The sequence below is a fragment of the Actinotalea sp. Marseille-Q4924 genome, assembly GCF_916618755.1.
Lineage (GTDB): Bacteria > Actinomycetota > Actinomycetes > Actinomycetales > Cellulomonadaceae > Actinotalea.
Window position 1 is genome coordinate 160,997 of record NZ_CAKAKB010000006.1, and the last position, 20,978, is coordinate 181,974.

Annotated in this window: 15 protein-coding genes; 7 read left to right on the forward strand and 8 right to left on the reverse strand. The window is 74.2% G+C overall.

Annotation, left to right across the window (positions count from 1 at the left end; translation table 11 throughout):
* Window positions 1-117 precede the first annotated feature (117 nt).
* The gene (locus tag LG379_RS15855; protein WP_225755564.1) at window positions 118-2,628 is read left to right on the forward strand and encodes a hypothetical protein; all 2,511 of its coding nucleotides are present in this window, start codon (window positions 118-120) and stop codon (window positions 2,626-2,628) included.
* 53 nt (window positions 2,629-2,681) lie between these two features.
* On the opposite strand, the gene LG379_RS15860 is transcribed toward LG379_RS15855, so the two are convergent.
* Window positions 2,682-3,440, reverse strand: coding sequence for a glycosyltransferase family 2 protein (locus LG379_RS15860; RefSeq protein WP_225755565.1), 759 nt, complete (start codon window positions 3,438-3,440; stop codon window positions 2,682-2,684).
* A gap of 115 nt (window positions 3,441-3,555) precedes the next feature.
* Entirely contained in the window at window positions 3,556-4,395 is an 840-nt protein-coding gene (locus tag LG379_RS15865) for a DUF5926 family protein (protein WP_225755566.1), read from the reverse strand.
* Between the two features lie 60 nt (window positions 4,396-4,455).
* On the opposite strand from LG379_RS15865, the gene pgm reads away from it, so the two are divergent.
* Window positions 4,456-6,153, forward strand: coding sequence for a phosphoglucomutase (alpha-D-glucose-1,6-bisphosphate-dependent) (gene pgm / locus LG379_RS15870; protein ID WP_225755754.1), 1,698 nt, complete (start codon window positions 4,456-4,458; stop codon window positions 6,151-6,153).
* A gap of 7 nt (window positions 6,154-6,160) precedes the next feature.
* Here the strand turns inward: pgm and LG379_RS15875 are convergent, their stop codons facing one another.
* Window positions 6,161-8,989 carry an EAL domain-containing protein gene (locus LG379_RS15875; RefSeq protein WP_225755567.1) on the reverse strand — a complete coding sequence of 943 codons (2,829 nt, stop codon included), beginning with the start codon at window positions 8,987-8,989 and terminating at the stop codon, window positions 6,161-6,163.
* Window positions 8,990-9,210: 221 nt separating this feature from the next.
* On the opposite strand from LG379_RS15875, the gene LG379_RS15880 reads away from it, so the two are divergent.
* Window positions 9,211-10,449 carry an MFS transporter gene (locus tag LG379_RS15880; protein WP_225755568.1) on the forward strand — a complete coding sequence of 413 codons (1,239 nt, stop codon included), beginning with the start codon at window positions 9,211-9,213 and terminating at the stop codon, window positions 10,447-10,449.
* Here LG379_RS15880 and LG379_RS15885 read toward each other — a convergent pair.
* Window positions 10,410-11,519: a VIT1/CCC1 family protein gene (locus LG379_RS15885; protein WP_225755569.1), complete on the reverse strand. Its 1,110-nt coding sequence runs from the start codon at window positions 11,517-11,519 to the stop codon at window positions 10,410-10,412. The two genes, LG379_RS15880 and LG379_RS15885, sit on opposite strands and share 40 nt — an antisense overlap.
* Window positions 11,520-11,634: 115 nt before the next feature.
* Here LG379_RS15885 and LG379_RS15890 point away from each other — a divergent pair, with 115 nt between their 5' ends.
* Entirely contained in the window at window positions 11,635-11,883 is a 249-nt protein-coding gene (locus LG379_RS15890) for a hypothetical protein (RefSeq protein ID WP_225755570.1), read from the forward strand.
* Between the two features lie 180 nt (window positions 11,884-12,063).
* Window positions 12,064-13,029 carry an FKBP-type peptidyl-prolyl cis-trans isomerase gene (locus LG379_RS15895; RefSeq protein WP_225755571.1) on the forward strand — a complete coding sequence of 322 codons (966 nt, stop codon included), beginning with the start codon at window positions 12,064-12,066 and terminating at the stop codon, window positions 13,027-13,029.
* 123 nt (window positions 13,030-13,152) lie between these two features.
* Here LG379_RS15895 and LG379_RS15900 read toward each other — a convergent pair whose 3' ends face one another.
* The 4 genes from LG379_RS15900 to LG379_RS15915 are packed head-to-tail and all read right to left on the reverse strand — an operon-like array spanning window position 13,153 to window position 17,422.
* Window positions 13,153-14,208: a glycoside hydrolase family 43 protein gene (locus LG379_RS15900; RefSeq protein WP_225755572.1), complete on the reverse strand. Its 1,056-nt coding sequence runs from the start codon at window positions 14,206-14,208 to the stop codon at window positions 13,153-13,155.
* A complete protein-coding gene (locus LG379_RS15905) occupies window positions 14,205-15,107 on the reverse strand; it encodes a carbohydrate ABC transporter permease (protein WP_225755573.1) in 903 nt (300 codons plus the stop codon). Before LG379_RS15905 ends, LG379_RS15900 begins: the two co-directional genes overlap by 4 nt.
* Entirely contained in the window at window positions 15,104-16,069 is a 966-nt protein-coding gene (locus LG379_RS15910) for a carbohydrate ABC transporter permease (protein WP_225755574.1), read from the reverse strand. Before LG379_RS15910 ends, LG379_RS15905 begins: the two co-directional genes overlap by 4 nt.
* Window positions 16,070-16,075: 6 nt before the next feature.
* Window positions 16,076-17,422, reverse strand: coding sequence for an ABC transporter substrate-binding protein (locus tag LG379_RS15915; protein ID WP_225755575.1), 1,347 nt, complete (start codon window positions 17,420-17,422; stop codon window positions 16,076-16,078).
* A gap of 388 nt (window positions 17,423-17,810) precedes the next feature.
* Between LG379_RS15915 and LG379_RS15920 the strand changes: the two genes are divergently transcribed.
* Together LG379_RS15920 and LG379_RS15925 are read left to right on the forward strand one after the other, a co-directional pair.
* Window positions 17,811-18,845 (forward strand): LacI family DNA-binding transcriptional regulator, encoded by a 1,035-nt coding sequence (locus LG379_RS15920; RefSeq protein WP_225755576.1) that lies wholly within the window; start codon window positions 17,811-17,813, stop codon window positions 18,843-18,845.
* Complete coding sequence (locus LG379_RS15925) at window positions 18,842-20,965, forward strand: glycoside hydrolase family 2 protein (protein WP_225755577.1); 2,124 nt, start codon at window positions 18,842-18,844, stop codon at window positions 20,963-20,965. The genes LG379_RS15920 and LG379_RS15925 overlap by 4 nt, the downstream gene beginning before the upstream one ends.
* Window positions 20,966-20,978: the final 13 nt, after the last annotated feature.

Sequence of the window (20,978 nt, forward strand, 5' to 3'; positions counted from 1 at the left end):
CGGCGTGCAGGTGCAGGTCGCGCACGTCTGTGTCCGTGGTGTGCGGGTCGCCGGGGGGACCCGTGGGCCCTCCGGCGGGTCCGCGGCCCGAGCGTAGTGCGCCCCTAGGCTGGGCGGGTGCCCGTCCCGACCCCGCACCCGCGCGCCGCCCGGCGTCCGGGGACGCGTCGTCGGGGGATGGGCGACGGCGGGCACCGGCGCCTGCGTGCGCTCGTCCTCGCGGTCGCCGTCGGGCTGCTCGTGCTCCTGGCGCCCCTCGCGCCGGCGGCCCCGGCCACCGCGGCCACGTCGCCCCCCGCAGCTGCCGACGACGCCGACGACGCCGGGCCCGTCGTCCTCGTCGGCACCTCCGGCGTGCGGTGGGAGGACGTCCGGACGCTGGCGACCCCTGCCCTGTGGGAGCTGTCGCGGCACGCCGGGCTCGGCACCGTCTCGCCCCGGAGCCTGCGGTCGTACTCGTGCCCGGCCGACGGCTGGCTCGCCGTGTCCGCCGGTGCACGCGCCGGCGACCTGCCGGGCGAGGGCTTCGGCGAGTGCCGGACGCTGCGCGAGGCCACGGCCGACGGCGACGTGCCGGGCTGGGCCGACTACGAGGAGTCCGCCGACACGTCCAGCTTCTCCCCGACCCTCGGTCTGCTCGGCGGCCTCCTCGCCGAGCACGACATCCCGGCCGCGGGCTTCGGCCCGGGCGCGGCGATCGCCCTCGCCGGGCCCGACGGCACCGTGGTCGGGACGCACGAGCGGCTGCCGACCGACCCGGGCGAGCTCACGGCGGCCGTGGCGGAGGCGCTGACGACGTCACGGCTCGTCGTCGTCGACGCGGGTGCGGTGCGGGACATCGGCCGCGCCACGGTCCCGCGACGGGAGCCCGACGGCGGATCCGCCGTCCCGGAGGGTGTCGACGGCAGCGAGGGCGCCGAGGGCCCTGGTGCGACGGTCCCCGACCCGCAGCCGACCGGGGACGAGCCGGCCGGCCCCGACGTCATCACCGAGCCGACGCGGCTGCAGCAGGTGCAGCCGGTCGACGCCCGGGTGGCTGCCGTGCTCCGGGCGGTCGAGCAGCACGAGGAGGACGCCACCGTCCTCGTCGTCTCGCTGTCCGACTCCGGCACGGTCGCCCGGATGCAGCTCGCCGCCGCGCTCGGCCCGGCGCCCGCCCAGGCTCGGTACGAGGAGTCGCTGCTGACGACCCGGTCCACCCGCCAGGTCGGGATCCTCCAGACGACCGACGTGACCCCCACGCTCCTGGACCTGCTCGGCCTGCAGGGCGAGGCGCCGTCCGGAGCCCTCGTCGGCAGCCCGGTCCGGCCGGCTCCCGCGCCGGACACCGCCACGGCCCGCATGGCCGCCGTCGTCGACATCGACGTGCACCAGGTCGCGTCCCGCCCCGTGGTGCCGTCCACCTACACCTACCTCATCGTCGTGAACCTGCTGCTGCAGGCCGTCGTCGTCGTGGGGCTCAACAGCCGCGCGCTCGCCTGGGCCTCCGGGGTCGCCGCCCGGCTGCGGGACCGCAGGGCGATCCTGTCCCCCACGCGGCCCACCGTCGCCGTCCCCGTCCTGCGCGGGCTCGTGGTCGCGGGCGTGGCGGTCGGCTCCCTGCCGGTCGCGGCGACCCTGGCGAACCTGGTGCCGTGGTGGCGGACCGGCTCGCCGGGCTGGGCGGTCACGGGGGTCGTCGTCCTCTGGATCGCCGTGCTCACCGCCGTCGCGCTCCTGCCGCCCGTGCGCCGCCGCCTGCTCGGGCCGATGGCCGTCGTCGCCGGCACGACGGCGCTCGTGCTCGTCGCCGACGTCGTCACCGGGGCCACGCTGCAGCTGTCCGCCCCGCTCGGGGTCTCGACGGTCGTGGGCGCGCGGTTCTACGGCTTCAACAACACCTCCTTCGCCGTGTTCGCGGCCGCCGTCCTGCTCGCCGCCGCGGGCGCGGCGGACCCGCTGGTCCGCAGCGGCCGACGGCGCACCGCGGCCCTCGTCGTCGCTGGGATCGGCCTCGTCGCCGCCGTCGTCAACGGCACGCCGGGCCTCGGGAGCGACTTCGGCGGGCCCCCCGCCCTGCTCCCCGGCTTCGCCGTGCTGGCGCTCGCCGCCGCGGGCATCCGCCTCACCTGGCAGCGCGCCGTCGTCGTGCTGGGAGGCACCGGTGCCGCGATGCTCGCGTTCCTCCTCGTGGACTGGCTCCGGCCGCCCGAGGACCGCACGCACCTCGGCCGGTTCGTCGACACGGTGCTCGACGGTGGCCTCGGCGACGTGGTCGGGCGCAAGCTCGCGCAGAACGTCGCGAACCTCGGCGGCACGTGGCTGACGCTGCTCGCCGTCGGCGGCATCGCGCTCGTCGTCGTCGTGCTCCTGCGGCCGCTGCGCCAGGCGGCGTCGGCGCCCGACGGCGGCGCGTACGGCTGGCTGTCCTCCGGGGAGCCGCTCACCGCGCTGGCGACGGCGGCGCCGATGCTCCGCCCGGTCGTGTGGGCCCTCGCGGTGACGCTCGGGATCGGGTTCCTCGTCAACGACTCCGGGATCGTCATCCCGGCCATGGGCGTGTCGGTGGCGGTCCCGCTGCTGGTCGCGGTGAGCGCGGGCTGGCTGCTGCGCGTGCGCGGTGGCACGGGCCCGGCCGGCACGCGGTGACACGCTGCCGGCACGCGGCTGACACGCGGCTGACACCGTGACCGCCGGCTCCGTCAGCCGTCCCGGCCGAGCACCTTCCGCATGCGGCGGGCGTTGACCGCCAGGAGCACGTCGCGGTACTGCGCCGCCCGGTGCATCTGCCCGCGGAAGTCCGAGCCCGACGGCCGGTGCTTGAGGTCGCACGGCACCTCGACCGCGACGAAGCCCTTGGTGAGCAGGTCGATCGTCATGCCGGTCTCGACGCCCCAGCCGTGCGCGAGCGGCGTCGCCGCCTCGAACGCCTCCCGCGTGAGGCAGCGCATCCCGGACAGCGGCTGCGTCGGGGTCCAGCCGGTCATCGCCTGGATCGACCGGCGCGCGAGGCCGACGACGAGGCCGCGTCCACCGGCGCCGGCCTGCGGGGGGAGCACCGCGATGGAGACGTCGGCCGTCCCGTCCAGGACCGGCGGGATGAGGGGGGCGGTGTTGACGGCGGTCTCGCCCAGGTCGCCGTCGATGAAGAGCAGCAGTCGCGCGGGCCGGTCCGGCGCGTCCCGCATGGCGACGACGGCGGCGCCCGTCTCCATCGCGGACGCCTTGCCGCGGTTGTGCGAGTGGCGCACGACGACGGCCCCCGCGTCGCGCGCGACGTGCTGGGTGGCGTCCTCGCTGCCGTCGTCGACGACGAGGACGAGGTCCACGTGGGGGATGGAGCGGGCCGAGCGGACGGTGGCGGCGATGCGCCGCGACTCGTTCTTCGCGGGGATGACCACGGCGACCCGCTGCCGGGGCCCGGTGCGCCGACCGTCGTCGGCGCGGCGTGGAGTGGACACGGGGCCACCCTATCGACCGCGATCGCGTCATCGCCACGCCAGGTCAAGGTCAACCGGAAGTCATCTCTCCCGGTGACACCGCCGCGGACTCGAGCGCGACATGCGGGGCCGGCCCTCAGCGGAGCGTGAGCTGCCTTGCGACGAGTCCCGCGCGGGCGCGGCGCTGCGTCGCGTCGAGGGGGGCGTCGTCCGCCAGGGCCGCGTCGAGCCGCTCGCCGAGGGCCGCGACGGCCGTCTCCAGGTCCTCCAGGGTGGCGTCCTGGTCGAGGTCCCACACCGGCACGAGGATCCCGCAGGACCGGAACGCCCCGATGAAGCGGCCGAGCGCACCGGCCTCGCCGAGGCCGGACTCGCGGCGGGCGTGCAGCCGCGCGAGGGCGTCGAGGAAGACCTGCTCGTCGTGCGGCTGGGCCCAGCGCAGGAAGTCCTTGTCGCCCATCTGCGCGCGGTAGGCGGCGTCGACGGACGTCAGGCGCTGGGTCGGGATGACCGTCTCGTTCATCCGGTCCAGGACCGCGCTGAGCTCGGGCGTGAGGTCCACGCCCTCGGAGCGCCAGTAGTCGAAGCCCTCGTGGACGGTGACCTCGAACGGAACCGAGAGGTCCAGGACGTCCTGCAGGCGCGGGCCCGGCTCCGGCAGACGGGTCGCGGTGACCGGGGTCCCGGCGGGCGACTCCATCGCCAGGAGCAGCATGTCGGCGAGGTCGCGCGACAGGTCGCCGGAGCCCGCGGTGGTCTGCAGCGCGAGCATGATCGTGCCGTCGCCGCGGTGCAGCGCCGGCCAGCCGGCCGGCAGGACCGTGGTGACGACGACGGGACGGGCGCCGTGCTCCGCCGTCGTGCGGGCCGTGGCCGTCGCCGCGGGCACCACCTCGCGCATCGCGACGTAGTCCGGCTCACCGGGCAGGCCCTCGAAGGGGCGGAGGACGAACTCGACGGCGGGTCGCTTGGCCATGAGCAGGCAGGGTAGTCGACGCCGTGCGCGGTGCACGGCCCGGGTGGTTGACTCATGACCATGCACGAGCGCGCCGGAACCGTTGCCCGCCCCGAGGACCTCATCGACACCGACGCCGTGGTCGGCGCCTACTACGACCGTGTGCCCGACCCGGAGGACCCTGCCCAGCAGGTGGTGTTCGGGACGTCGGGGCACCGGGGGTCGAGCCTGGACGGCGCCTTCAACGAGGCGCACATCATCGCGACCACGGCGGCGATCGTGGAGTACCGCCGCGGGCAGGGCACGGACGGGCCCCTGTTCATCGGGCGGGACACGCACGTGCTGTCCGAGCCGGCCTGGCGCACGGCGCTGGAGGTCCTGGCCGCCGCCGAGGTCACCGTGCACGTCGACGCGCGGGACGGGTTCACACCCACGCCGGCCGTGTCCCACGCGATCCTGCTGCACAACGGCGCCACGACGGCGCAGGGCGTGCGCACCACCACGGGCTCGGCGGAGGCCGGCACCGGCCTGGCCGACGGCATCGTCGTCACCCCCTCGCACAACCCGCCGCGCGACGGCGGCTTCAAGTACAACCCGCCGCACGGCGGGCCGGCGGACTCCGACGCGACGTCGTGGATCGCCGGGCGCGCCAACGAGATCCTGCGCCAGGGCGTCGGGTCGGTCCGGCGCGTGCCGTTCGAGAAGGCCGTGGCGGCGCCGACGACGCGCCGGCACGACTTCCTGTCCGCGTACGTGGACGACCTGCCGAACGTGCTCGACATCGAGATCATCCGGGCCAGCGGCGTACGGATCGGCGCCGACCCGCTCGGCGGCGCGTCCGTGCACTACTGGGGCGAGATCGCCGAGCGCCACGGGCTTGACCTCACCGTCGTCAACCCGGAGGTCGACCCCCGCTTCGCCTTCATGACGCTGGACTGGGACGGCAAGATCCGGATGGACTGCTCGTCGCCGTCGGCGATGGCCTCGCTCGTCGAGGCGATGGCGGCCACCGACGGCGGCTCGCCCTTCGACGTGGCCACCGGCAACGACGCCGACGCCGACCGGCACGGCATCGTCACGCCCGACGCGGGCCTCATGAACCCGAACCACTACCTCGCCGTCGCGATCGACTACCTCTACGGGGGAGCGCGGCCCGGCTGGGCCGACGGCACGGCGATCGGCAAGACGCTGGTGTCCTCGGCCCTCATCGACCGGGTCGCGGCCGCGCACGGCCGTCGCCTGCTCGAGGTGCCCGTGGGCTTCAAGTGGTTCGTCCCGGGCCTGCTCGACGGGTCCGTCGGCTTCGGTGGCGAGGAGTCGGCGGGAGCGTCGTTCCTGCGGCACGACGGCACCGTGTGGAGCACCGACAAGGACGGCATCCTGCTCGCCCTGCTCGCCGCCGAGATCACCGCCCGGACGGGCCACTCGCCGTCGCAGCTGCACGCGCGCCTCGTCGAGCGGCACGGCGAGTCCTGGTACGCCCGGGTCGACGCCCCGGCGACGCGGGAGCAGAAGAAGGCGCTCGGAGCCCTCCGGCCGGAGCAGGTGACGGCCACGACCCTCGCGGGCGAGGACATCACGGGCCGGCTCACGGAGGCGCCCGGCAACGGCGCGGCCATCGGTGGGCTCAAGGTGACGACCGAGAACGCGTGGTTCGCCGCGCGCCCGTCGGGGACCGAGGACGTCTACAAGGTGTACGCGGAGTCGTTCCGGTCGGCGGAGCACCTGGCCGAGGTGCAGGAGGCCGCGCAGGACCTGGTCACCCGCACGCTCGGCTGAGCCGGCCTCAGGGCAGGACGGCCGACGGCGTCGCGGCGGCCGCGCGCCCGACGGGCGCGTGGCGACCGGCATGGCCCGCCCACCGCCACGCCCCGGCGCCGACGGGGCGGGGCAGGGCGCGCGCGGCGAACTCCTCCACCGGCACGGGGCGCGACCACAGGTAGCCCTGGCCCGCAACGCACCCGAGCGCGGCGAGCTCGAGCGCCTGCTCCGGGGTCTCCACGCCCTCGGCCACGACCTCCAGGCCGAGCGACTCGCCGAGCCGCACGAGCGTGGTCACGATGGCCCGGGACCGCACGTCCTCGAGCATGTCCCCCACGAACCGACGGTCGATCTTGATCATCGACAGGGGCAGCTCGATGATGCGGGTCAGCGGGGAGTAGCCCGTGCCGTAGTCGTCGGCGGCCAGACCGATGCCCTCCTCCCGCAGCGAGACGAGGTCCTCCAGGAGCGCGTCGCTGACCTCGTCCAGGTGCGTCTCGGTGAACTCCAGCACCAGGCGCTGCGGCGGGAGCCCGGAGCGCCTCAGCGCCTCCCGGACGGTGTCGACGAAGCCGTCCGCCTCGAGCTGGCGCGCGGAGACGTTCACGTGGACGGCGACCGGTCGGGCCGTGTCGGTCGGCGCGGGCCACCGCGTAGCCGCCGCACACGCCTGCTCGAGCACCCACGCGCCCAGCTCCGGCATGAGGCCGGACCGCTCCGCCACGTCCAGCCACTCCCCCGGCGGCAGGAGGCCGCGCTCGGGGTGCTGCCAGCGCACGAGCGCCTCCGCCGCGGTCGTGGCCCCCGTGCGCACGTCGACGACGGGCTGCAGGTGCACGCGCAGCTCGTCGCGGGCGAGGGCACGGCGCAGCTCGGCCTCGACGCGCACCGAGCGCAGCGCCTTCTCGCGGTGCTCGTCGGAGTAGACGACAGCACGGCGCTTCCCGCTCGCCTTCGCCGCGTACATCGCCGCGTCGGCGTCGCGGAGGAGGTCCTCGGCGGTCGAGCCGCGGCGGCCGTGCACGACACCGATGCTCACACCGACGACGAAGGTCTGACCGCCCACCTCGACGGGGCGGCACAGCAGCTCGATGACCTGCTCGGCGAGCGCCTCCGCCTCGCCCGGCACGACTGCCGGCCGCAGGAGCACGAACTCGTCGCCGCCCGGGCGGGCCGCGACGTCGCCGGCGCGCAGCACGCTCCGCAGGCGGCGGGCCACCTCGACGAGCACCGCGTCGCCCACCGTGTGGCCGGCCGAGTCGTTGACGTGCTTGAAGTCGTCCAGGTCGCAAAAGAGCAGGGCCGCGGCGTCGGGTCCCTCCGCGGCCTCGCTGCCGTCCGGGGGCAGCAGTGCGAGCGCCAGGCCGATGCGGTCCCGCAGCAGGGTCCGGTTGGCCAGCCCGGTGAGCGCGTCCTCGAGCGCCTGGGCCGTGAGCCGTTCCTCGGCCTCGCGACGGGCCGTCACGTCGATCATCTGGGCGACGAACATGCCGTCCCCGACGCTCAGCGGGGAGAGGGCCAGCTCGAGGAAGCGCGACCCGTGCGGACCCGGCACCTCGACCTCCCCGCGCCAGCCGGTCGACCGGCCGCGCACCAGCGCCTCGACCACCTCCGCCAGGAGCGCCCGGTCGTGGTCGTCCAGGCTGGACGTCCAGCACGTGCCCAGCAGCCGCTCCTCGTGCTCGTCCAGCAGCCGCGCCGCGACCGCGTTCAGCTCGACGACGTCGAGACCGCCGACGACGTGGTCGCTCGTCCCGTCACCCCGGCAGAGCCGCAGGAGGAGCATGCCGACGAGCGACTCGCTGAAGCCCTGCCGGAACAGGCGCTCGCTGGCGACGAGCCCGGCCACCACGTGGCGCCGGGTGCTGGCGGCGACGGTCAGGGGCAGCGCGACGACCGCGAGGGTGAGCAGGTACCCCTGGACGACCAGCGCCACCGTCGCGGGGTCGGAGGCGGCGAAGGGCCCCGACCCCACCGTGGTGAGGGTGGTGACGGCGACCGCGAGCGCGAGCAGCTGCGCCGTGACCACGCGCGGAGGGAGGCGCAGCGCACCCCAGACGACGGGCGGGACCAGCAGGTAGCCGAGCGGTGTGTCCATGGGCACGCCGAAGACGACCAGGAGTGCGACGAGGAGAGCGCCCGACTGCGCCACGACCTCCACGGCGGGCCGTCGCGCACCGTGGTCCCGGGCCACCAGGGCGAGGGGGACGATGAGCACGATGGCCGCGGCGTGGCTGGCCATCGCACCGCCCGCCGTGGCGACGAAGCCGCCGTAGCCGGTCACGGCCGCCGTCGTGCCGACGCCCAGCCCGAGGGCGAGGACGCCGAGCGCGGTCGCCGCCAGGAACCGGGCCACGTCCTCCAGGGTCTCGAGGGCGGCCCGGCCGCGGCCGCGCAGGAGCCACCACCCCGTGACGACGACGTCGAGCATGTTGCTCAACCCGTAGCCGACCGACGGCGCCAAGGGGCGCCCCACCGCCAGGTTCGCGGCGAACGTCGCGACGCAGACCACGACCGGCACGGCCCACCGACGGCGGGGCGGCGAGGCGAGGAAGGCGAGCAGGCCGATGCCCGCGGCGGGCCACCAGGCGGAGACCCGACCGGAGTCGTGGGTCAGGTGCACGGCCGCGGAGGCGACACCGAGGACGACGAGCCCGGTGAGCAGCAGGAACAGGGCGCCGCCCGGCTCGAGCAGTCGCCCGCTCGACGTCACGGTGACGCCCGCGGGCGGCGGCGTCGTCGGCCGTGGCGACCGTCGCACGCCGAGCGGCACCCAGGAGCGTGAGGGCGCGTCAAAGCGCCGCCAGGGCTCGCGCCCCGCCAGGTCCGCCCCCGGTGGTGCAGGGGTCGCCATCGCGCCGGTCTCCGCTTCGTCGCACGCACGGTCGCGCACGAGGCGGGGGACCGAGGGAGACGCTCGCCTCCGTCCGCATGATCGGCCGGTCCCCCGGCCGAGTTGAGGAGCCTGTCCGTGCGGGGCTCGCGACGGTCGCCCGCCCGTGCCGGACGGCCGGCGGAACCGTCCCCTGCTCCCGGTGGGCGGCCGGCCGCACGGGCGTGGGAGAGAATCCCCTCGTGCTCCAGCCCTACCGCACGGTCCTCTCGCGCCCCGGGGCCCTCGCCTTCTCCTCGGCCGGCGTCGTCGCGCGCCTGCCCATGTCCATGGTGGCGATCGGGATCGTGCTCATGGTGCAGGGCCTCTACGGCTCCTACGCGCTGGCGGGCCAGGTGGCCGCTGCCCACGTCGTGACGCACGCCGTGTGCGCACCGCAGCTCGCCCGCCTCGTCGACCGCCACGGGCAGGCACGCGTCATGCGCCCCGCGATCACCTTCGCCGCCGCGAGCCTCGCAGCACTGGTCGCCGTCGCGTCCGTCGGAGGTCCGGTCCTGCTGCTCTTCCTCGCGGCCGCGCTGGCCGGGGCGGGCGCCGGGTCCATCGGCGCGCTGGTCAGGGCCCGCTGGTCCCACGCGCTCGACGACCCGCGCGAGGTGCACACCGCGTACTCGCTGGAGTCGGCGCTGGACGAGCTGGTCTTCGTCGTCGGGCCGATCGTCGTGACGCTCCTCGCGACGACGCTCGCGCCCCAGACCGGCCTCGTCCTGCCCGTCCTGGCGATGCTCGTGGGCGGTCTGGCGTTCCTCGCCCAACGGCGCACCGAGCCGCCGACGGCGGTGCACGACGTCGGCGGTGGACGCCTGGACGTCCTGCGGTCGGCCGGCATGGCGGTGCTCGTGCTCGTCTTCGTCGCGATGGGGTCGATCTTCGGCGCGACCGACGTCGCCACCGTCGCGTTCGCCGAGGAGCAGGGCCGCAAGAGCGCCGCCGGCGCGGTCCTCGCGGTCTTCGCGCTCGGCTCGCTGCTGTCCGGCCTCGGCTACGGGGTGCGGCACTGGCGCGGTCCCCTGTGGCGCCGGTTCACGGTGTCGGTGGTCGCGCTCGCGGTGGGTGTCTCCCTCTTCTTCGTCGTCGACGGCCTGCTGACGCTGGCCGTGGTCATGTTCGTCACGGGCTTCGCCATCGCGCCGTCCCTCATCACCGGCAACGGTCTCGTCCAGGAGCTCGTGCCCCCGGGCCGGCTGACGGAGGGGCTGACGTGGGTGAGCACCTCGCTCGGTGTGGGCGTGGCGATCGGGGCGTCGGTCGGCGGCGCGCTCATCGACCGCGACGGCGCGCACGGCGGCTTCCTCGTCGTGGCGGGGGCCGCGGCGGCCGCCGCCGTCGCGACGCTGGCCGGCTCGCGGACGCTGCGCCGCGGGCCCGGTGCGCCGGGACGTCAGAGGGCGGTGGCCCCGAACACGGCGCCGAGCGCGTAGGTGACGGCGGCCGCGACGGCGCCGACGGCGAGCTGGCGCAGCGCCCGCCGCAGGGGCGGCGCGCCCGAGATGAGACCGACGACGGCGCCCGTGAGCAGCAGCGCGGCGGCGACGGCGACCATCGCGACGACGATCGCCGTCGTCCCGTCCAGCCCGAACAGGTAGGGCAGCACGGGGACGACGGCGCCGCTGGCGAAGAAGGTGAAGGAGGACACGGCGGCGCCGAGGTCGGAGCCGACGATCTCGTGGTCGTCGGCCACGGACCGGCGGGGTGCCTCGCTCGGCGCGTCGGCCGACCGGCGTCCGTGCCGCCAGTCCGCGTCGAGGCCGTCGAGGTCCGCGAGCACCTCCCGCGCGTGGCGCTCGGCGTCCTGCGCGGACATGCCGCGGGCGCGGTAGACGAGGCTCAGCTCGTTGGCGCTCACGTCGAGGTGGGGCAGTGCGGCGGTGGCCGCCGGGCTCGGGGTCGAGGCGGCGAGGAGCTCCCGCTGCGAGCGCACCGAGATGTACTCCCCCGCGCCCATCGACAGCGCGCCGGCGAGCAGGCCCGCCAGACCGGTGAGGAGGATGGTCGAGGTCGCCGTCCCGGCGGCAGCCACGCCCATGACCAGCGCCAGGTTCGACACGAGGCCGTCGTTGGCCCCGAAGACGGCGGCGCGGAAGGTGCCGGAGAGCTGCTGCCGTCCGCGTGCGGCGAGCGCCCGGACCACCTCGGCGTGGACGCGCTCGTCGGCGGCCATGGTCGGCGTCGCGTCGCTGTCCGCCTCGTATGTCGCACGGACCTCGGCGCGCTGCGCGAGCGCGAGCACGAACACGGACCCGAACCGCCCCGCGAGCCACGCGAGGACGCGGAACCGGACGTCGCCGCGGCCGGGAGGGCCGACGTGCTCCCCCAGGAGCTGCTCCCAGTGGGCGGCGTGCCGGCCTTCGGCGTCGGCGAGGGCCAGGAGGATCGCGCGCTCCTCACCGGTGCGGTGGCTCGCCAGCTCGCGGTACACCGCGGCCTCGGCACGCTCGTCGGCGAGATGGCGGCGCCAGCGGCGCAGGTCGGACGGGCTCGGACGGCTCACCGCGACAGGGTGCCAGACGCGCCTCGGCCCGTGCCCGCCGGAGGTCCCGTCCCCGTGCCCCGCGCCGGCCGTCCCGCCCCTGGACAAGGTCCCCCGCGGGGAGGATCGTCGACTCATGGGCGAGCTGGCCGCACTGCCGCTGGGACGCTCCGTCGCGCTGCCCGACGTCCGCGGGGACCGGGCCCTCCAGATGACGTGGCACGACGACCCGGACGTCGTCGTCGTCAGCCTGTGGCGTGACGGGCGGTGCGCCGGGACGGTGCGGCTGGACCCCGCGGAGGCCGCCGCGATGATCGCCGCGCTCGGCGAGGGGCTCGAGCGCCACGAGCGTCGGGCGGGGGCCGGGAGCCGGCACAGCGCGTGAGCGCCTGACCGTCCGCCCGTGGTCCGCGGCGGTCCGGGGGTGGGTCCCGCCCTGCACACCCCTCTCACACGACGCCCAGGTACCTCCCAGACCCAGCCCGTAGAGTCGTCCGGGTCCGCGACCGCGGACGCCTCGTGGTCGAGCCTCCGCCCACCACGACCGACGACGAAGGACCTGCCTGTGCGCCGACTGGCCGCCACCCTTGTGACCACCGCCCTCCTGCTGACCGCGTGCGGCTCCACGGACGAGCCCGCCGAGACGCCGGGTCCGGCCGAGACCGCCGGCGCGGACGGCGCCGAGCAGTCCGCCGGCTCCGAGGAGGACCTCGAGATCCTGCGCGCGGTGCAGGTCGAGGGCGACTTCGGCTCCGAGCCGACCCTGACGTTCGACCAGCCGTTCGAGATCGCCGCCCCCGCCGCGCACGTCGTCGCCGAGGGCGACGGCGAGCCCCTCGAGGAGGGCCAGATCATGGTCGTCGACGTGCTGGCCCTGTCGGGCGACGCCGGCGAGACGCTGCAGTCGACCTACGCCGACGGCACGCCGGAGCGCCTGCCCTTCGGCGACCCGGGCTTCCCCCAGCTCAACGCGGCGCTCACCGGGCAGAACGTCGGGACGCGCCTGCTGTACGCCGTCCCCGGCGGACCCGCGCAGGAGGAGGGCGGCGAGGACGTTCCCGCCACCCTGCTGAGCATCGACGTCGTCGACGTCCTGCCCACGCGCGCCGAGGGCACGCCCGTCGAGCCGACGCAGGAGGGCCTGCCGACCGTCACGCTCGCCGAGGACGGCGCCCCGACCATCGACGTCGAGGGAGCGACCGAGCCGACCGAGCTCGTCGTCCAGACCCTCATCGAGGGCGAGGGCCCCGTCGTGGAGTCCGGCCAGACGATCACCGTGCAGTACCACGGCGCGCTGCTGTCCGACGGCACCGTGTTCGACTCCTCGTGGGAGCGCGGGCAGCCGGCGCAGTTCGGCATCGGCGTCGGCCAGGTCATCCCCGGGTGGGACCAGGGCCTCGTGGGCCAGAAGGTCGGCAGCCAGGTCCTCCTGGTCATCCCGTCCGAGCTCGCCTACGGCGACCAGGAGCGCGACCCGATCCCCGCGAACTCCGACCTCGTGTTCGTCGTCGACATCCTCGACGCGTCCTGAGGTGACCCGGGCCCTTCGCCCGGACGGCCGACGGCCCCGTCTCCCGGGTGGGAGGCGGGGCCGTCGTCGTGGGTGCGGGTGCTTCGTGGACCTCGGCGGCTGCGGCTCGCCCGCCGGGTTCGGTCAGCCCGCGTCGTCGGGCGCGACGACCGGGCGGCCGTCCTCCCAGCCCAGCGGCAGCAGGTTCATCGCGCGGTAGGTGTTCCCGCCGTACCAGGAGTGGAAGACGAGGTGGTCCTCGCCGTCCGGGCCCACGACGACGTCCTGACCGCCGGGGCCGACGTACCGGCCGTCGAACATGTCCGAGCTGAACAGGGGCTCCGGGTTCTTCGTCCACGGCCCGTCGATCGACGGCGCGGTCGCGTACCCGATCGTGTACTCCGCACCGCCGTAGCTGTTGGCGGAGTAGAGGAGGGTGAAGGTGCCGTCCCGCTCGACCAGGGTGGGGGCCTCGACGAGGTCGCCCTCCCAGGGCAGGTCCTGCTGGATCATCCGCACCGGCTCCCCCGCCAGGGCTGTGCCGTCCGCGGTGAGCGGCGCGCGGTAGAGCCACGTGTCCAGCCCGCAGCAGTTGCCGTCGTTCTTCCACAGCAGGTGCCACGTGCCCGCGGAGTCCTGGAAGGTGGCCGCGTCGATGGCGCCGCCCTCCTGGTCGGGGCACACGAGCATCTGCTCGCCGACGACCTCGAACGGCCCCTCGGGGGAGTCCGCGACGGCGACTCCGATGCACTGGAAGGTCGGACGGAAGTTCGTCGCCGTGAAGTACATGACGAACCGGTCGGGGGCGAGCATCGCCACCTCCGGCGCCCACGTCTTCCCGGGGATCACCCAGCTGGGCAGCTCCGGCAGGGCGTCGGGCAGCTCCTCCCACTCGACGAGGTCCGTGGAGCGGGCGACCCGCACGTTGCGGTTGTTCCCGTTCGTCGCGTAGGCGTAGTAGGTGCCGTCCACCTCGAGGACGTCCGGGTCCGGGAAGTCGTCGTCGAACACCGGGTTGACGTCGTGCAGCCCGCCCGCGGCGCCGTCGTCGGTTCCCTCGGTCTCCTCGGGTGCGTCCGGCGACGCGGACCCCGACACCGCGTCGCCGGACGCCTCCTCCGTGCCGCCGTCGCCGCACGCCGCGAGCAGCAGCAGCGCGACGACCGCACCCCCGAGACGGCGTGCCGTCGCAGCCCTCATCCCTTGAGACCCGAGCGGGACACGCCCTCGATGATGAAGCGCTGGAGGAACACGAAGAGGATGAGCACCGGGACGGAGGCGATGACCGCCCCGGCCATGAGCAGGTCGTACCGGACCGCGTTGGCGGACTGCAGCGTGGACAGACCGGCGGGCAGCGTCTGCATCTCCGGGCTGAACAGGACGTAGACCGGCCAGAGGAAGTCGTTCCAGTTGGTCAGCAGGGCCAGCAGCGCCAGCGTCGCGAGCGCCGGCCGGGACAGCGGCAGGATGACCTTGACGAAGATCTGCAGCGGGTTCGCGCCGTCGAGCCGCGCCGCCTCCTCGAGCTCCTCCGGGATCGACAGGAAGAACTGCCGCAGGAAGAACACGCCGAACGCGGAGGCGGCGGTCGGCACGATGACCGCCGCGAGGGTGTTGAGCCAGCCCATCTCACCGACGATGAGGTAGTTCGGGATGATGAGGATGACGGGCGGGACGAACAGCGTCCCGATGATCAGGCCGAAGACGATGCCCCGACCCCGGAACTGCATGCGGGCGAGGGCGTAGGCGGCCATCGCCGCCGTCGCCACCACGAGCGCCGCGTTCGCCAGGGCGGCGATGAGGCTGTTGGCGAACCAGCGCAGCACGGGTGTGCCGCTGGAGTTGAGGATCGAGGAGTACGCGTCGAGCGAGAAGGGGTTCGGGATCCAGGTCGGAGGGAAGCCCGCCGCCTCCCCGCGCGTCTTGAACGACGTCACGATCATGAAGATGAGCGGGCTGATGAAGATCAGGCCGAGGACGACCAGCAGCACGTACCGCAGGACGGTGCGCGGCGTGAGCTGCTTGCGTCCCTTCTCGGAGTCCGTGGGGATGGTGCTCGGGTCGGTCGCCCCGTGGACGCCGGATGTCGTCGTCGTCATCGCGTCTTCCTCTCCCGGAACAGCCAGAACACCACCACGCTGAGGACCATGAGGAACGCCGTGAGCACGTAGCTCATCGCCGCGGCACTGCCCATGGAGAAGTTCCGCAGCCCCGTCTCGGCGATCTGGTAGATCGCCGTCCGCGTCTCACGGCCGGGCCCGCCCTGGGTGATGAGGTAGGACTGCCCGAACATGTTCGCCGAGGCCAGGATCGTGATCATGAGGATGAACGCCAGGACCGGACGCAGGCCCGGGAGCGTGACGTTCCAGAACTGCTGCCACCGTGAGGCGCCGTCCACGCGGGCCGCCTCGTACAGCTCCTGCGGGATGTCCTGGAGCGCGGCCAGGTAGATGACCGAGTTGTAGCCCAGCGTCCACCACACCGTGACGCCGACCAGGGCCACCCACGCCGCCGGCAGCGACGTCGTCCAGGCGGTGCTGTCCGGCAGGCCGAGGATGCCCAGGTAGTAGTTGATCAGCCCGATGTTCGCGTCGAGCAGGTAGCGCCACAGCACCGCGACGACGGCGACACCGAGGACGTAGGGCGCGAAGTACACCGCGCGGAACAGGTTCCGCCCGGGGAACTTCTGATTCATCACCAGCGCCACGAGCAGTGGCAGCACCATGAGGAGCGGCACGCTGGCGGCGGTGAAGATGGCCGTGGCCTGCATGGACTGCCAGAAGGTGTTGAAGATCAGCGAGCTGCTGTCGAAGAGCTCGGTGTAGTTCTCCAGCCCCACGAACGGCTTGCCCGGCAGGGTGTAGTCCCACCGGTGCAGGCTGATCCAGAAGCCCAGCACCACCGGCAGGATGACGAAGGCCCCGAAGAGGAGCAGGTAGGGCGCCAGGAAGAGCCAGGGGGTCAGCTTCCCGTGCTTGACGACGCCGCGTCGCGGCGCCCGTTGGTCCTTCCGCACGGAGTCCACCGTGTCCCCGGGCGCCGCGACGCGCGTCGTGCTCATGGTCGATCAGCCCCCGAAGCTCTCGAGGTTCTCCTCCATGAGGGAGGTGGCCCGTTCGGCTGCCTGCTCCAGCGCCTCCTGCGCCTCCGCCTCACCGAGGATGACCTTGGAGACGGCCGGCTCGAGCGCCTCCGCCTGCACGGTCCCGATGCCGGGCACCGCGGGGAGGAACCGCATGTTGTCGATCATCTCGGCGATCGGCTCCTGCGGCATGCCGGCCACGGCCTCGGCACGCACGGACTCGCGCGCCGGGATCATGCCCGCCTGGGCCCAGGTGCCGGACTGCTCGCTCATCCAGGCGAGGAAGACCTGCGCGGCCGCGTACTTGTTCTCGTCCGCCGTCGCCTGCTTCGTCATGAAGAACTGGTGCGAGTTGGCCCAGAACAGCTGCTCGTCGAAGATCTGCGGGATCGGCGCCATGTCCCACGCCATGCCCGAGGCCTCGAGGTCGTTGATCTGCCAGATGCCGTCCCACGTGATCGAGGTCTCGCCGTTCTTGAACGCGACGTACTGGGAGTCGATGGCGACGTTGGAGGGGCTGTAGCCCTCCTCCACGATGCTGCGCTGCCACTCGAGCGCCTCCACGGACTCCGGCGCGCCGAAGTTCGCCGCGCTGCCGTCGGCCTCGTACGGGTCACCGCCGTTCTGCCACGTCAGCGACAGGTACTGCAGGTGGGCGGGCCACAGGGTGGGCATCCAGAAGGGCTGCTGGTAACCGGCGGCCTGGAGCGCGTCGAGCGCCGCCATGAACGACTCCTGGTCCGTGGGCGGCTCGGTGATGCCCGCGGCCTCGAAGTGCTCGGTGTTGTAGTACATCGCGAGCGAGTGGACGTCCAGGGGGATGCCGTAGCGCTCGTCCTGGTAGATGCCGGCGTTCCAGACCTCCTCGCTGAAGTCGTCGGCCGTCAGCTCGAGGGACTCGGTCAGGTCGTCCAGCGGGACGATGACGTTGCGGGCGGCGTTCGTGGCGAGCTGGTCGAGGTGCATGACCCCGACGTCCGGGCCCTCGCCGGCGTTCACGGCCGCGGGCACGCGCTGGTAGAAGTCTGCCCACTGGATCGTGTTGGACACCACGTTGATGTTCGGGTGCTCCTCGTTGAACTGGTCGACGAGCTCCTGCATGAAGGGGCCGTCACCACCGGTGAAGCCGTTCCAGTAGGACAGCTCGACGTCCGGGCCGTCGTACTCGCCCGTGAACTCCCCGGCACCCTCGGGAGCCTCGCCGCCCCCGGCGATGTCCTCGGGCGTGGATCCGCCGCCGCAAGCCGCCAGGGCGAGAGCTGCGGTGATCGACACGGCCCCTGTGGCCAGGAGCCGGCGCTTGCGGTCGCGCCGCGGCGCTGTGGTTCTCATCGTTGAGCTCCTCTTCGAGGTGGACCGGGCGCGTGCCCGGCGGGGCGGCCTTGCCCCTCCGACAGGACGTCCCGCCGGTTCGGTAAACCTTGTACCGACGTTCCTACCCCATCGCGGTAAACCTTGTACAGGCCATGTGGTAAACCTTGTACCGATCGGCCTGATCTCGCTAGCGTCAACCCGCAGGTCAGGTCCCGCCACCGGAGGATGGTCACAAGTAGGTCACGACGAGGTCATCCCAGGGGTGGCCGGCCCAGGCGACGGCCGGTGCCGGGGCACGGGGTCCGGCGGTCGACGAGGAGGACGCGGCACGGACACACGTGCGGCGAGGCCCGAGGACGGCGAGGATCGCAGTGCCGCCCACCCGGGGGCTGACGAGGAGGCGACGATGGCTCGGATCCGACTGCAGGACGTCGCCGAGCGTGCCGGCGTGTCCATCAAGACGGTCTCGAACGTCGTCAACAACAAGGGCGCCATCACACCCGCGACACGCTCGAAGGTCGAGGAGGCGCTCGCCGCGCTGCAGTACCGGCCCAACGTCGCGGCCCGCCACCTGCGCCGCGGCAACAGCGGCATGATCGCCGTCGCCCTGCCGGAGCTGACCCAGCCGTACTTCGCCGAGCTGGCCTCCGAGCTGGTCCGCGCCGCCAAGGCCCGGCACCTCACGGTCCTCCTCAACCAGACCGACGGGCAGGTCGAGACCGAACGCGCGGTCGCCGACGGCATCGACATGCCGCTCATGGACGGCCTCGTCATGAGCCCGCTGACCCTGGGCGCCGAGGACCTGCGCCGGCGTCTCGACGCCACGCCGCTCGTGCTCCTGGGCGAGCACGTCGACGCCGACTCCCCCGTGCCCCACGTCGCGATCGACAACCGCGCCGCCGCGACCGCCGCGACCCGGCACCTCGCCGAGATCGGGCGGCGGCGCATCGCCGCGATCGGGGCCAAGCGTGCCGAGGGTGACGCGACGCCCGCCGAGACCGCGCAGCTGCGGCTGGAGGGGTACCGCGACGCGCTGGCGGAGGCCGGCATCCCGTGGCGGGACGACCTCGTCGGCACGGTCACCGACTTCCACCGGGCCGACGGCGCGGAGGCCATGCACACCCTCCTGGCGCTGCCCGAGCCGCCCGACGCCGTCTTCTGCTTCAACGACCTCCTCGCCCTCGGCGCGCTGCGCGCCCTGCGGGACCACGGCCTCACCGCACCCGACGACGTCGCCGTCATCGGGATCGACGACATCGAGGAGGGGCGCTTCTCGACCCCGAGCCTCAGCACGGTCGCGCCCGACAAGCGCGCGATCGCCGAGACCGCCATCGACCTGCTGCTGGGCCGACGGACCGACGAGGGGCCGCCGACCGCCGTCATCGGCCACTGCCTCGTGGTCCGTGAGAGCACCGGCGGCGCAGGAGGGAGCACGTCATGACGCAGCCAGAGGAAGCCCAGGACGACGCCCGCGCGGACGCCGACGCCCACGCCGCCGCCGTCGAGGGCCACCCCGCGTCCGGTGTGCTGCGCGCGACGCGGCAGGACGGCTCGTACCCGCGACCGCAGCTCCTGCGCCGGCACTGGGCCGACCTCGGCGGACCGTGGGACTTCGCCCGCGACGCCGCGGGCACGGGCCTCGACGCGGGGTGGTGGACCGGTGAGGACGGGCCGTCCGACGCGGGCGGCGGGCCGTTCGACCAGGTCATCCAGGTGCCGTTCCCGCCCGAGTCGGAGGCCTCGGGCATCGGCGACACCCGGCCGCACCCGGTCGTCTGGTACCGGCGGCGGATCACGGGGTCCGACCTGGACGCCGCAGGCGTCGACGTCCAGGGGCAACGGCTGCTGCTCCACTTCGGCGCCGTCGACCACACCGCCGACGTCTGGCTCGCCGGGCAGCACGTCGGACGCCACGTCGGCGGGCAGACCCCCTTCTCCGTCGACCTCACCCCTGTCCTGCGGGAGCGGCAGCGGCGGCACGCGTCGGCGGCCCGAGAGCGGGGTGAGGCACCTGCCGGGTCCGAGGCCGGCGGGAGGTGGACCGACCTGCTCGGACCGGAGGGCCTCGCCCTGGTCGTGCGCGCCGAGGACGACCCGACCGACGTCGCCAAGCCGCGCGGCAAGCAGGACTGGAAGCCCGATCCGCACGTCATCTGGTACGACCGGACCTCCGGCATCTGGCAGCCCGTCTGGCTCGAGGCGGTGCCCGAGGTGCACCTGGAGGACCTGGCGTGGGAGGTCGACGTCCCGGACGGCTCCGTCACGCTGACCGCGCGCCTCAGCGCGGAGCCGCGCGCCTGCACGACGCTCGCCGTGAGCCTCCACCTCGGTGACGAGCTGCTCGCGGAGCAGCAGGTCCGGGTGCTCGACCGCGACGTGCGGATGCGCGTCGACGTGCCGCGCCAGGCCAACGGGCAGGGCTACGAGGAGATCCTGTGGTCCCCCGAGCAGCCGACCCTGGTCGACGCCGAGGTCGTCCTGCACGTCGCCGACGACGGCCTCACCGGCACCGGGTCCCCCCACGACCTCGAGGCCGACATCAGCGGCCTGACCCACCACGACGGCCCGCACGTCACCGACGCCGTCGCCTCGTACCTCGGCCTGCGCAGCGTGGAGGTGGCGCACGGCTGGCTGCTGCTCAACGACCGGCCGTTCTACCTGCGCTCCGTGCTCGAGCAGGGGCTGTGGCCGCAGTCGCTGCTCACGGCACCGAGCGCCGACGCGCTGCGCGACGAGGTCGAGCTCATCAAGGAGCTGGGGTTCAACTCCGCGCGCGTGCACCAGAAGGCCGAGGACCCGCGCTTCCTGTACTGGTGCGACCGGCTCGGCCTGACCGTCTGGGCGGAGACCGCGAACGCCTACGCATACTCGCCCCGCTCCGTGGAGCTGTTGACGCACGAGTGGCTCGAGCTCGTCCGCCGGGACCGCTCGCACCCGTCGGTCGTCGCGTGGGTGCCGCTCAACGAGAGCTGGGGCGTGCAGCACGGCGCGCACGACGTCCGCCAGCAGCACTACGGGCTCGGCCTCGCACACCTGACGCGCGCCCTCGACCCGACGCGCCCGGTCGTCTCCAACGACGGCTGGGAGCACACCGACTCGGACATCTGGTCCGTGCACGACTACACCCCCGACGGCGACGCCATCCGCGCCCGGTACGGCACGCCCGAGTCCGTCGCGGAGCTGCTCCGCGGGGTGGGGCCGGCGGGCCGGCGCATGCTGCTCGACGACGCGGCGCCCACCGTGGACCGCGGGCAGCCGCTCATGCTCACGGAGTTCGGCGGGATCAGCTGGGCCGGCGGGCGTGACGACGCCTGGGGGTACTCGACCGCCACGGACGCGGACGACTTCGCCCGCCGCATCGGCGCCCTGCTCGACGCCGTCCGCGAGTGCCGGACGATCACCGGCTTCTGCTGGACCCAGCTCACGGACACCGGTCAGGAGACGAACGGCATCCTGCACGCCGACCGCCGGCCGAAGCTGCCGGTCGAGGTGCTGCGGGCCCTGGTCACGGGCGAGGGCGGCCCCGGCCCGGCGGCCCTGCGGGAGGGCCCTGGTCGCTGACGGACGGGTGTCC

Bases quoted from the DNA above. Each gene is read 5' to 3' on its own strand.
- LG379_RS15900 (WP_225755572.1), bottom strand. From the start codon at position 14,208: ATGAGGGCTGCGACGGCACGCCGTCTCGGGGGTGCGGTCGTCGCGCTG.
- LG379_RS15875 (WP_225755567.1), bottom strand. From the start codon at position 8,989: ATGGCGACCCCTGCACCACCGGGGGCGGACCTGGCGGGGCGCGAGCCC.
- LG379_RS15905 (WP_225755573.1), bottom strand. From the start codon at position 15,107: ATGACGACGACGACATCCGGCGTCCACGGGGCGACCGACCCGAGCACC.
- LG379_RS15865 (WP_225755566.1), bottom strand. From the start codon at position 4,395: ATGGCCAAGCGACCCGCCGTCGAGTTCGTCCTCCGCCCCTTCGAGGGC.
- LG379_RS15910 (WP_225755574.1), bottom strand. From the start codon at position 16,069: ATGAGCACGACGCGCGTCGCGGCGCCCGGGGACACGGTGGACTCCGTG.
- LG379_RS15920 (WP_225755576.1), top strand. From the start codon at position 17,811: ATGGCTCGGATCCGACTGCAGGACGTCGCCGAGCGTGCCGGCGTGTCC.
- pgm (WP_225755754.1), top strand. From the start codon at position 4,456: ATGCACGAGCGCGCCGGAACCGTTGCCCGCCCCGAGGACCTCATCGAC.
- LG379_RS15925 (WP_225755577.1), top strand. From the start codon at position 18,842: ATGACGCAGCCAGAGGAAGCCCAGGACGACGCCCGCGCGGACGCCGAC.
- LG379_RS15890 (WP_225755570.1), top strand. From the start codon at position 11,635: ATGGGCGAGCTGGCCGCACTGCCGCTGGGACGCTCCGTCGCGCTGCCC.
- LG379_RS15915 (WP_225755575.1), bottom strand. From the start codon at position 17,422: ATGAGAACCACAGCGCCGCGGCGCGACCGCAAGCGCCGGCTCCTGGCC.